The 11,865-nt window shown below is 69.8% G+C and carries 10 protein-coding genes and 1 pseudogene; 8 read left to right on the top strand and 3 right to left on the bottom strand.

The window, feature by feature from the left end; translation table 11 throughout:
- The 7 genes and pseudogenes from Q7T09_RS20170 to Q7T09_RS20535 all read left to right on the top strand — a co-directional run.
- Window positions 1–646: glycine--tRNA ligase subunit alpha (locus Q7T09_RS20170; protein WP_304702037.1), on the top strand; the 646-nt coding region annotated here is incomplete at its 5' end.
- 4 nt (window positions 647–650) lie between these two features.
- Window positions 651–2,927 carry a glycine--tRNA ligase subunit beta gene (gene glyS, locus Q7T09_RS20165; protein WP_304702036.1) on the top strand — a complete coding sequence of 759 codons (2,277 nt, stop codon included), beginning with the start codon at window positions 651–653 and terminating at the stop codon, window positions 2,925–2,927.
- An 11-nt stretch (window positions 2,928–2,938) separates the two neighbouring features.
- Window positions 2,939–5,635: a pyruvate, phosphate dikinase gene (ppdK, locus tag Q7T09_RS20160; RefSeq protein ID WP_304702035.1), complete on the top strand. Its 2,697-nt coding sequence runs from the start codon at window positions 2,939–2,941 to the stop codon at window positions 5,633–5,635.
- A complete protein-coding gene (locus Q7T09_RS20155) occupies window positions 5,632–5,886 on the top strand; it encodes a hypothetical protein (protein ID WP_304702034.1) in 255 nt (84 codons plus the stop codon). Before ppdK ends, Q7T09_RS20155 begins: the two co-directional genes overlap by 4 nt.
- Before the next feature lie 70 nt (window positions 5,887–5,956).
- On the top strand, window positions 5,957–6,181 hold the full coding sequence (locus Q7T09_RS20150) for a hypothetical protein (RefSeq protein WP_304702032.1): 225 nt from the start codon (window positions 5,957–5,959) through the stop codon (window positions 6,179–6,181).
- Window positions 6,178–6,612, top strand: a complete 435-nt coding sequence (locus tag Q7T09_RS20145; RefSeq protein ID WP_304702030.1) for an ester cyclase — start codon at window positions 6,178–6,180, stop codon at window positions 6,610–6,612. The genes Q7T09_RS20150 and Q7T09_RS20145 overlap by 4 nt, the downstream gene beginning before the upstream one ends.
- Before the next feature lie 57 nt (window positions 6,613–6,669).
- Window positions 6,670–6,738 (top strand): annotated as a pseudogene (locus Q7T09_RS20535) (hypothetical protein); the annotation flags it as partial.
- 31 nt (window positions 6,739–6,769) lie between these two features.
- On the opposite strand, the gene Q7T09_RS20140 reads toward Q7T09_RS20535, so the two are convergent.
- The 3 genes from Q7T09_RS20140 to Q7T09_RS20130 form a co-directional block, all read right to left on the bottom strand.
- The gene (locus Q7T09_RS20140) at window positions 6,770–9,322 is read right to left on the bottom strand and encodes a M1 family metallopeptidase (RefSeq protein WP_304702028.1); all 2,553 of its coding nucleotides are present in this window, start codon (window positions 9,320–9,322) and stop codon (window positions 6,770–6,772) included.
- Between the two features lie 76 nt (window positions 9,323–9,398).
- Window positions 9,399–9,926 (bottom strand): bifunctional 3-hydroxydecanoyl-ACP dehydratase/trans-2-decenoyl-ACP isomerase, encoded by a 528-nt coding sequence (gene fabA / locus Q7T09_RS20135; protein ID WP_304702026.1) that lies wholly within the window; start codon window positions 9,924–9,926, stop codon window positions 9,399–9,401.
- A gap of 33 nt (window positions 9,927–9,959) precedes the next feature.
- Window positions 9,960–10,565, bottom strand: a complete 606-nt coding sequence (locus Q7T09_RS20130; protein ID WP_304702024.1) for a TetR/AcrR family transcriptional regulator — start codon at window positions 10,563–10,565, stop codon at window positions 9,960–9,962.
- A 346-nt stretch (window positions 10,566–10,911) separates the two neighbouring features.
- Between Q7T09_RS20130 and Q7T09_RS20125 the strand changes: the two genes are divergently transcribed.
- Window positions 10,912–11,685, top strand: a complete 774-nt coding sequence (locus tag Q7T09_RS20125) for a GNAT family N-acetyltransferase (RefSeq protein WP_304702022.1) — start codon at window positions 10,912–10,914, stop codon at window positions 11,683–11,685.
- The last annotated feature ends 180 nt before the right edge of the window (window positions 11,686–11,865 follow it).

Genomic DNA, 11,865 nt, shown 5'->3' with positions numbered 1-11,865 from the left:
GGAGCTCTATCTGGGCAGCCTGGAGGCCATCGGGCTGAACACCCGCCTGCACGACATTCGCTTCGTCGAGGACGACTGGGAGAACCCCACGGTCGGGGCCTGGGGCCTGGGCTGGGAGGTCTGGTGCGACGGCATGGAGGTCAGCCAGTACACCTACATGCAGCAGGTGGGCGGCCTGGACGTCTTCCCGGTGGCCGGCGAGCTGACCTACGGCCTGGAGCGCCTGGCCATGTACATCCAGGGGGTGGACCATTTCACCCAGCTGGCCTTCAACGATCCCGACGGCCCCGAGCCCAAGACCTATGGCGACGTCTTCCTGGAGAACGAGCGCCAGCACTCGGAGGCCAATTTCCACGGCTATGACGTGGAGACCCTCAAGCGCCAGTTCGAGGACATGGAGATCCAGGTCCCGCGCCTGCTGGCCATGACCGGGCCCCAGGGCCAGGCCATCGTCCTGCCGGCCTACGACCACGTGCTGAAGGCCAGCCATCTGTTCAACCTGATGGACGCCCGCGGCGCCATCGCCGTGGCCGAGCGCCAGAGCTATATCGGCCGCATCCGCGACCTGACCAAGATGTGCGCCGTGGCCTGGGTGAAGAACGAGGGGGGCGAAAGCCCGCCGCAGACAGAGCAGGGCGCGAAGTAGGACCATGCCCCAGCTGCTGATCGAACTGTTCTCCGAAGAGATTCCGGCGCGCATGCAGGCCCAGGCCGCGCGCGATTTCGAGCGCATGGCCCGCGAGCACCTGGCCTCCGAGGGCCTGATCCCCGAGGCGGTCAAGAGCTTCGGCGGTCCGCGGCGCCTGACCCTGGTGGCCGAGGGGCTGCCGGCGACCCAGGGCGACCGCCACGAGGACCGCAAGGGCCCCCGGGTCGGGTCCCCCGACCAGGCCATGGAGGGCTTCCTGCGCTCCACCGGCCTGACCCGCGAACAACTGGTGGAGAAAGACGGCGTCTGGTTCGCCCACATCCACCGCCAGGGCCGCCCGACACCCGAGATCGTCGCCGAGATGGTCGAGAAGATCGTTCGCGACTTCCCCTGGCCGAAATCCATGACCTGGGGCCGCGGGACCCTGCGCTGGGTCCGTCCGCTCAAGCGCATCGTCTGCGTGTTTGGGGGCGAGATCGTGCCCTTCGCCATCGACGGCATCGAGAGCGGAAACGTCACCGAGGGCCACCGCTTCATGGGCTCGGGCCAGCCCTTCAAGGTCCGCGACTTCGACGAATACGCCGAGAAGCTGGCCAAGCATTTCGTGATCCTCGATCCCGAGGAGCGGCGCGACCGCATCATGGACGCCGCCCGCACCCTCTGCTTCGCCCGCAACCTCGACCTGGTGGACGACGAGGGTCTGCTGGACGAGGTCGCCGGCCTCGCCGAATGGCCCTCGCCCGTGCTCGGCGACATGGACCCGGCCTTCCTGGACTTGCCGCCGGAGGTGATCCGCACCTCCATGCGCACCCACCAGAAGTATTTCGCGGTCCGCGACGAGGCGACCGGCAAGCTCGCGCCCCACTTCCTCACCGTGGCCAATATCGAGGCCGCCGACGGCGGCAAGGTGATCGCCGCCGGCAACGCCAAGGTGCTGTCGGCCCGGCTGTCCGACGCCCGCTTCTTCTGGGACGAGGACCGCAAGACCAGGCTGGAAGACCGCCTGGAGAAGCTGAAGGGCGTCACCTTCCACGCCAAGCTGGGCAGCCTCTACGAGCGCGTCGAGCGGCTGGAGATCCTGGCCGGCGCCATCGCGCCGCGGGTCGGCGCCGACGTCCCCAAGGCGGTCCTGGCCGCGCGCCTGTCCAAGGCCGACCTCGGCACGGGCATGGTGGGCGAGTTCCCCGAGCTGCAGGGCCTGATGGGCGGCTACTACGCGCGTGAGGAGAAGATCAGCGCTGTCGTCGCCGACGCCATCCGCGACCACTACCGCCCCGTGGGCGCCAATGACGAGGCGCCCGACACCCCCGTCACCATGGCCGTGGCCCTGGCCGAAAAGCTCGACACGCTCACGGCCTTCTTCGCCATCAACGAGAAGCCGACCGGCTCGCGCGACCCCTACGCCCTGCGCCGCGCCGCGCTGGGCGTCATCCGCATCCTGCTGGGCTCGGAGGCCCGCGCGCCGATCCGCGAGCTGGTGGCCGACTGGTACCGGTCCCTGCGCTGCTTCGTCGATCCGGGCCGCGCCCTCTACGTCTCCACCAAGCGCACCACCGGCTATCTCGGGCCCTTGTCGCGCAGCCCCTCGGAGGTCTTCGAGACCTATGTCGAGGAGTTCGAGGCCGCCCTGCTGGAGGGCAAACCCTATGTAGTGGCCACCGAAGAGGACTTCGACATCCGCTTCGACCGCTCCGCCGCGGCGGGTGACGCCCCCGAGGGCGAGGTCATCTATGAATTCCGCCCCTATTCGGTGGTGGCCGACGAGGTCATGGCCTTCTTCGCCGACCGCCTGAAGGTGGTTCTGCGCGACCAGGGCAAGCGCCACGACCTGGTGGACGCGGTCTTCGCGCTCGGCGACGACGACCTGGTGCGCATCGCAGCGAGGGTCGAGGCCCTGGACGGATTCCTGACCACCGAGGACGGCAAGAACCTGCTGGCGGGCGAGAAGCGCGCCGGCAATATCCTCAAGGCCGAGGAAAAGAAGGGCTCGCTTCCGGCAGGACCGGCGGTCGGCATGGCGGGCGCGCCGCCCGAGGAGGCCGCCCTGATCGGGGCGATTTCCCTTGCGGAACCTGCGGTGGCGCGTGCATTGCAGCAGGAAGATTTCGCAGGTGCGATGCGTGCCCTGTCGGGACTGCGCGCGCCCGTGGACGCCTTCTTCGAGAAGGTATTGGTGAACTCTGAAGTCGCGACGGAACGTGAGAACCGCCTGCGGCTTTTGGCGCAGGTGCGTGACGCCATGGGGCGCGTCGCGGACTTTTCTCTGGTGACGGGTTAGGAGATTCAAGGATGTCGACCGATACGCTGACGAAGTCGCGCTGGGTCTATTCCTTTGGCGGAGGCGGGGCCGACGGCGACGCCTCCATGAAGAACCTGCTGGGCGGGAAGGGGGCCAATCTCGCCGAGATGTCCTCGCTCGGCCTGCCGGTGCCGCCGGGCTTCACGATCACCACCGACGCCTGCGTCCACTACTATTCCAACGACAAGCGCTATCCCGAGGGCCTGAAGGAACAGGTGGCCGCGGGCCTGGCCAAGGTCGAGGTCCTCACCGGCAAGCTGTTCGGCGACGCCGCCAATCCGTTGCTGGTCTCGGTGCGCTCCGGCGCCCGGGCCTCCATGCCCGGCATGATGGACACCGTCCTCAACCTGGGCCTCAACGACCAGACGGTGGAAGGCCTGGCCAAGCTGGCCGGCGACCGTCGCTTCGCCTTCGATAGCTATCGCCGCTTCATCCAGATGTATTCCGCCGTGGTCCTCGACCTGGACCACCACATGTTCGAGGACATCCTCGACGAGCATAAGGAGCGCCTCGACGTCCACGTCGACACCGCCCTTCGCGCCGAGGACTGGGAGAAGGTGGTCAGCGCCTACAAAGCCGCCGTCGAGCGCGAGCTGGGTCATCCCTTCCCGCAGGATCCCGAGGCCCAGCTCTGGGGCGCCGTCAGCGCGGTGTTCGCCAGCTGGATGAACGACCGGGCCAAGTTCTATCGCCGCATGCACGACATCCCCGAAAGCTGGGGGACCGCCGTCAATGTCCAGTCGATGGTGTTCGGCAATATGGGCGATAGCTCGGCCACCGGCGTGGCCTTCACCCGCAACCCCTCCACCGGCGAGGCCCGCCTCTATGGCGAGTTCCTGATCAACGCCCAGGGCGAGGACGTGGTGGCCGGCATCCGCACGCCCCAGGCCCTGACGCGGGCCGCCCGCGAGGAGATGGGCGAGAAGTCGCCCTCCATGGAGGAGGCCCTCCCGGACGTCTTCAAGGAGTTCAAGTCCGTCGTCGAGAAGCTGGAACAGCACTATCGCGACATGCAGGACATCGAGTTCACCGTGGAGAAGGGGCGCCTCTACATGCTCCAGACCCGCAACGGCAAGCGCACCGCCAAGGCGGCGCTCAAGGTCGCGGTGGACCTGGCCAATGAGGGCCTGATCACCAAGGAAGAGGCGGTGATGCGCATCGAGCCCGGTTCGCTCGACCAGCTCCTACACCCCACCATCGACCCCAAGAGCCCGCGCGACATCATCACCTCGGGCCTGCCCGCGTCCCCGGGCGCGGCCACCGGCAAGGTGGTCTTCGACGCCGACGAGGCCGAGAAGCTGGCCAGCGCCGGCGAGGCCGTCATCCTGGTGCGCGAGGAGACGTCGCCTGAGGACATCCACGGCATGCACGCGGCCAAGGCGATCCTGACGGCGCGGGGCGGCATGACCAGCCACGCCGCCGTGGTGGCCCGCGGCATGGGACGCCCCTGCGTCTCCGGCGCCAGCGAGCTCTATATCGACGACGCGGCCCAGACCTTCCGGGCCCGCAACCGCACCTTCAAGGCCGGGGACATCATCACCATCGACGGCTCCAAGGGCGAGGTCCTGGCCGGCGCCGTGCAGATGATCGAGCCGGAGCTGACGGGCGACTTCGCCGCCCTGATGGTCTGGGCCGACGCCATCCGCCGCCTGAAGGTCCGCGCCAACGCCGAGACCGCCGCCGACGCCGCCGCCGCCCGCCAGTTCGGCGCGGAGGGCATCGGCCTGGTGCGCTCCGAGCACATGTTCTTCGACGCCGTGCGCATCGCCGCGGTGCGCGAGATGATCCTGGCCGACGACCGCCCGGGCCGCGAGGCGGCGCTCGCCAAGATGCTGGTGATGCAGCGCGAGGACTTCGTGCAGCTGTTCTCCATCATGGAGGGCCTGCCGGTCACCTTCCGCCTGCTGGACCCGCCCCTGCACGAGTTCCTGCCGCACACCGCCGAGGACGTCGAAGCCGTCTCCAAGGCCACGGGCCTCGACGCCGCCAAGCTGCTGGCCCGCGCCAAGGAGCTGCACGAGGTCAATCCCATGCTCGGCCACCGGGGCTGCCGCCTGGGCGTGGCCTATCCCGAGATCTACGAGATGCAGGTGCGCGCCATCCTGGAGGCCGCCATCGAGGTGGTCGCCTCCGGCAAGGCCGCCCCGATCCCGGAGATCATGCACCCCCTGGTCTCCAAGGGCCTGGAGATGAAGTTCCTGCGTGAGCTCACCGACCGGGTCGCGAAACAGGTGATGGCCGAGAAGGGCGTCACCATCGACTACCGCGTCGGCACCATGGTGGAGCTGCCCCGCGCCGCCATCCGCGCCGACGATCTGGCCGAGCACGCCGAGTTCTTCTCCTTCGGCACCAACGACCTGACCCAGACCACCTTCGGCATCAGCCGTGACGACTCCGGCCGCTTCCTGGGCGCCTATATCGACAAGGGCATCTTCGAGCGTGACCCCTTCGTGACCCTGGACCAGGAGGGGGTCGGCGACCTGATCCGCATCGCCGTGGAGCGCGGCCGCAAGACCCGCCCCGACATCAAGCTCGGCATCTGCGGCGAGCACGGCGGCGACCCGGCCTCCATCGAGTTCTGCGAGAAGATCGGCCTCGACTATGTGAGCTGCTCGCCCTTCCGGGTGCCGATCGCCCGCCTGGCCGCGGCCCAGGCCGCCATCGGCGAACGGGAGAAGGATCGATGAGCAAGGACACCGTCGAGACGCCGGTCGCCAAGACCGAACAGACCATGGCGCCCAAGGCCCTGCCGGCCGGCGCGGTGGGGGCAGGCGCGCTGGGCGCCTTGGCCGTCGGGGCCCTGGCGCTGAGCGCGCTCTCCATCGGCTGGCTGGCGGTGGGCCGGCTGGCCATAGGCCGCGGCCGGGTCAGGCGCCTCGAGATCGACAACCTGACGGTCCGTCACCTGACGATCCTCGACGACAAGTCGCGCAACTAGAGCGTGGCAGCCTGAAGTGGATTCCGGTTCAGGCGCCCGTCACGCTCAAATTTAGGAAAGCGAGCCGCCCATGCCGCCCCGCATCCACGGCGTCCTCTATCCGCCGCCCTCCGAGGGCCTGCCCCTGCTGGTGGCCATCTTCCGCGACAACGCCCTGGTGGGCTGCAACATCGCCGCCGACCAGGCCGAGGGCGAGGACAAGATCGCCACCGCCGTGGCCGAGATGAAGCGGCTGGAGGTGGCCTCCAAGATGCCCCCCAGCATCACCGTCAAGCGCCCGGTCCAGGGGCGATGAGCGCCGACCTGCGCGCCGCCCGGAAGAAGACCGTCCGCGACCACATGCGGCTGGAGACCGAGCTCGACTTCGAGGCGGTGCTGAAGACCTTCGTGGTGCCCCGCTACGAGCTCTATGGCCAGGGCACGGTCATGGAGGGCGACGCCGCGGTGATGGAATACTTCCGCCGTTCCCGCACCCCGTTCCCCGACCAGTCCAACGAGGTGATCGCCCTGCACCAGGACGGCGATACGGTGTTCGTGGAGTTCTGGCTGATGGGCACGCACCTGGGTCCGCTGCGCATCCAGGGCAAGGACCATCCGCCCACCGGCAAGACCTTCCGCATCCGCATGGCCGCGGCCTTCGAGTTCGCCAAGGACAGCGACAAGATCATCGCCGAGCGCCCCTATTTCGACCCCACCGCCATCTGGGCCCAGCTCGGCCTCGGCTGAAGGATGCGGTTGAGCGGCCGGTGGAAGGCCAGGGCTCCTACAGTCACCTCTCACCGTCATCCCGGCCGCAGCGAAGCGGAGAGCCGGGACCCAGGGGCCGCGATCAATCCCCTGGGTCCCGGGTCTCCCTGCGGTCGCCCGGGATGACGGTGTGGGATCATCGCCCCTGCGCCGCGATCCAGGCGCTGATCTCCGGGACGCGCCGGGCCTTGATCTCCGCGCCGTAGCGGATGCGGGCCACGGCCACCTTGGTGTCGCCCTGGGCGTCGGCGGGGATGTTGGCGGCGGCGAAGGCCAGCAGCTCCTCGGCCCGGGCGGCGTCCTTGGAGCGCCCGGCGATCCCCGGCACGAAGCTGTTGCGCCGCAGGGCGTCGAGGCCCTTGGAGATGGCCGGCAGGTTGGCCAGGGTGAAACGCCAGGCCAGGTCCGGGTGCTCGCTGGCCACCCCGGCGATCAGGCGCGGCCCGACATTGGTGGGGGGCTCCTCGGTGATGGCCAGGTCCAGCACCTGCTGGGCCAGGGCCGCGTCCCGCACCCCGGCCAGCAGTTCGTAGAGCTGCTGCTTCTCCAGGGGATCGCGGCTGGCCCGCGCCAGGCCGCGCAGGGTGTCGAAGGTGGCCGAGTCGGCCCCCTGGGCGACGCCGGGCAGCACCCAGCTGCGCGCTCCGGCGTCCAGCCTGGAGAGGTCGTGGCCGGTGGCCTCGAACCTGCGTCGCGCCTCGGCCAGGACGGCGGGCGAGTCGAGCGCGATCAGGGCGGTGAGCAGGGTCTCGCGCAGGATGGCCTCGTTGTCGGCCTCGCCAGCCTTGGCGTCGAAGCCCACCCGGTCCAGCACCGGCGCCAGGCGCGCCAGCACCCAGGCGCGATAGGCGTCCCGCGCCGACCCCGCGTCGAAATAGCCGTCCAGTCCGGCGAGGCCGCCGGCGGCCCTGCGCCAGACCAGGGGATCGGCCGAGGCGGGCAGGGCGGCGGCCAGCTGCAGATAGTTCCCCACCGGCGCGTAGCCGGCCAGGCCGAGCGCCATGCCGTCGTCCAGCAGGCCGATCTGGTCGGCGGCTTCCCACCGGCCCATCTGCCCCGCCACCAGGGCGAAGGCCTTGGCGTCGTAGAGGCTGCGGTAATAGCCGGTCTGGCCGGCGTTCAGCACGGCGGGCATCACCAGGCCGTCCATCGTCTGGGGCGCGGCCCCGGAGATGATCGCGCTCCCCAGGCCGCTCACCGGGGCGGCGCGGACCGGCACGCGCCAGGTCAGGGGCGCCTTGGAGGCCTCGTCGGTGCCGAACCGGCCCTGGCTCAGGGTGGGGACCGGGCCGGAGGTCAGCGAAATCAGCGGTACGCCGGGCTGCAGGGTGAAGTCGTGGGCGATGGCCGAGATCGGCTTGCCGGCCGCCTTGTCGATGGCGGCCCACAGGTCGGCGCTGGCGGTGTTGTCATAGGCGTGGGCGGCCATGTAGGCGGCCACGCCCTCGCGCCAGGCGGCCTCTCCGGCATAGCCCTCCAGCATGCGGATCACCGCCTCGCCCTTCTGGTAGGTGATGGCGTCGAAGGCCTGCTCGGCCTGGGCCACGGTGTTGATGGTCTGCACCACCGGGTGGGTGGAGGCCTTGGAGTCCAGCTTCAGGGCGTCGTCCTTGTCGGCCTGGGCGGTCAGCAGCGGCCGCCACTCGGGGTGGAAGTGGTCGCTGGCCTTCACCGCCATCCAGTTGGCGAAGCCCTCGTTCAGCCACAGGTCGTCCCACCAGGCCATGGTCACCAGGTCGCCGAACCACTGGTGGGCCATCTCGTGGGCCACCACGTTGAACACCGTCTGGCGGTCGGCGGCGGTGGAGAGCTCCGGGTCCACCACGATGTAGGACTGGGTGTAGAGGATGGCCCCCCAGTTCTCCATGGCCCCGGCCGCCTCGCCGGGCGCCCCGATCAGGTCGAGCTTGGGCAGGGGGTACTTCACCCCGAAATAGCTGTTGTAATAGGCCAGCAGCTTGGTAGCGGCCTCCAGGGCGTAGCGGCCGTTCTCGGTGTCGCCCTTGCGCATGACGACCCCCACGGTGGTCCCGTCCACCTCGGCGCTGATCCGCTCCAGGTCCCCCAGGCCGAAGAACAGCAGGTAGGAGCTCATCTTCGGGGTCGGCGCGAAGCGGACCTGCTTCAGGCCGCCGGCCAGCGGCGTGCTGCCGATCTCCGGCATGTTGGACAGCGCCATCTGGCCGGCCGGGACCACGGCGCTCACCGTGAACACCGCCTTCTTGGCCGGCTCGTCGAACAGCGGCAGGAGCCGCCGGGCGTCGGCCGGTTCGAACTGGGTCATCAGCATCCGCCCGCCGTCATAGTCGACGTGGAAGAGGCCGGCGGGCCCCTCGTTGATCTTCCCGGCATAGCTGACGGCCAGCACGTGACGGCCGGCGGGCAGGGGCCGGGCCAGGGTGAAGGTCGCGGTCTGGGCCTCGGGATCGGTGGTGACCTTGGCCGGCGCCCCGTCCAGGCTGGCCTGGTCGAAGGTCAGGTCGGCGGCGTTCAGCACCACCCGGTCCGTCGGCTTGGCGGTGGTGAGCGTGATCCTCACCTGGCCCTTGAAGCTCAGCGCCTTGGCGTCCGGCGTCACCGTCAGGTCGTAGGCCACCGGCTCGACCCCGACAGGCAGCTGGGTCTGGACGGCGGCCTGGGCGGGGAGGGCGCCCAGGACCAGGGCGGCGACGAGGGCGAGGATTTTCATGACCCCTGTCCTAGCCGCCGTCGGCCTTGGGTTCAAATCCCGGCGGCCTCGCCGAGACATCGCCCCCGCCGGCCCCTCAGCCCGTGGGCCGGATCATCCCCACCCTCAGGTCGCTGGCGACATAGACGCAGGCCTCGTCGGCGAACAGCTTGCCCGTCGCGACGCCGAGCGCAAGCTGGCCGCGCCGCGCCTGCCGCACGCTCACCTCGTAGCGCACCAGGCGGGTCGCCGGCGTGATGTCGCCCCGGAACCTGATCTCACCGCCCAGGGCGCGGCCCTTGCCCGGCGACCCCGACCAGCCCAGCCAATAGCCCAGCATCTGCCACATGGCGTCCAGCCCCAGGCAGCCCGGCATCACCGGGTCGCCCGGGAAGTGGCAGGCGAAGAACCAGAGGTCCGGGGTGATATCCAGCTCGGCCACGATCTGGCCCTTGCCGAAGTCCCCGCCGTCGAGGCTCAGCGCCGTGATCCGGTCCATCATCAGCATGGGCGGCGCCGGCAGCTGCGCATTGCCGGGCCCGAAATAGCCGCCTCGGCTGGACAGGATCAGCTCGGCCTTCGTGTAGCTGGACTTCGGCTGGTGAAATTCGTGCGGATCGGCCACGGCGTCGGTTCCTTTCTGGTCCGTGAGGATTGGTCACGCCGGCGATCCCGCCTCGGGGACCGGCAGGCGCAGGGCGCCGGCGACGAAGACCCAGATCTTGTCGGTCAGCACGCTTCGGTCGGGGCGATGGGGGCTGGTCAGGGCGCCGATCAGCGCCTGGCGGATGCCGCCGATCATCAGGGCGATGGTCAGGCGCGGATCGAGCTCGGCGGGGATGACGCCCTCCCGCTGCCCCACCCGCAGATTGTGCGCGCCGGCGGTCAGCTGTCGCTTGGTGAAGGCCTGCTCGACATCCAGCACCTCGGCGGCCCGGCTCAAGGGACCGACCACCAGCGGCGCGAAGGGGTGGTCGTAGTGGAAGGCGATATAGGCCGCCAGCCGCTCCTTCTCCCGCCCCGCCCAGTCCGGCGAGACCAGCTTGGAGGGGCTGAAGGCGGCGTCCTCCAGCCGGTTGTAGAAGCGCTCCACCACCGCGGCGATCAGCCCCGCCTTGGATCCGAAGTGGTGATAGGCCAGCCCCACCGACACCTTGGCTCGCTTGGCGACCGCCTGCATCTCCAGCAGCCCATGCCCGTGGATCAGCTCCGCCTGGGCGGCGGCGATCAGGCGTTCGCGCGTGCCGATCTTGGTCGTAGCCATGGCGGGTCCAAAGCTGAATTGAATTCAATTTAGCCGGAGGGCCACGCGGTCGGCAAGCCCCGATAGCGCCGCCGCGCTCACCGTCTGGTCGGCGCTAGCCCCCAGAACCGTCATCCTAGGCCTTGTGCCTAGGACCCCTTTCTCGGCGGGCCTGGCGATGCAGGAGGTGGCGAGAGGGCGGCGGTTTCACGACGGAGTTCTGAGCGGCGGCGCGAGGGGTCCTAGGCACAAGGCCTAGGATGACGAATCTAGAGAGACGACGCGACGTTCCCAGCCGCCGAGAAGGGTGGCAGGCTGGCTCCCGTTGCTGTGACAAGCTCGGCCGAGACCGGGTGCGGGGGGATCCATGGACGAGGCCGAGGAGCTGATCCGGCTCTGCACGCGGGCGCTCGTCGCCCAGATGGGAGACGTGCCGGGGGTCGAGATGCGCCTGACGCGGAACGGCGCGCTTGGCCTGACCGGCGAGCCCTCCGCCGACTTCAACCGCCTGACCCTGGGCGAAGGCCCCGACGCCGAGGCCTTCCTCATCGGCTCGGTGGCGCGGGCGAAGGCGCGCGGCCTGCCGCTGGTGGCCATCATGAGCCCGCGCGCGGAACAGGCCCTCGCCCCCGTCGCCACCCGGCTGGGCCTGAGGCCGGTGGGCGCCTCGCCGCTCATGGTCCTGCGCCCCGACACTCCCGTCACCCCGAGCCGCCCGGTGAGGATCACCCGCGCGCTCGGGCCTGAACTGGTGGCCATCGCCGGCGATCTGGAGGCCGCCGCCTTCGACTCGCCCCGCGACGCCATCGCCCGCTGCTTCGACGTGTGCGTCACCCCGACCGCCGGGGTGGAGACCTGGATCGCCTGGGACGGCGAGACGCCGATGAGCGCCGTCACCATCACCCCCACGGGTGACACCGCCGGCGTCTCCCTGATGGCCACCCCGCCGGAGCATCAGCGCAAGGGCATGGGCCGCGCCCTGCTCAGCCAGGTGATGGCCGACTATCGCAGCCGAGGGGTGACGCGCTTCCACCTGGGCGCCACCGAGGCCGGGTTCCGGCTCTATGTGAGCCTGGGGTTCGAGACCGTCGCGGAACTTACCGCCTGGATCCTGGAAGGCCCAACCCAAGCGCACAGCTAGAGCCGCCTTGGGAGACGCGAACTTCAACGTCCGCGAGGGGTGGTGGGCTCAACGGGTGAACGCAACACGCTAACTTTTCTTCGGAGATGGAGCGTGGGTGATGAAGCAGCGGCGGCGGATCTACTACTCGGCGGCCCAACGGGCTGAGATTTGGGATCGCTGGAAGGCCGGCGAGTCGAT

Source organism: Phenylobacterium sp., from assembly GCF_030645195.1.
In the GTDB taxonomy this organism is placed as follows: domain Bacteria; phylum Pseudomonadota; class Alphaproteobacteria; order Caulobacterales; family Caulobacteraceae; genus Phenylobacterium.
The sequence above is the reverse complement of the archived record's forward strand: the minus strand, read 5'-3'. Positions and strand labels throughout refer to the sequence as shown.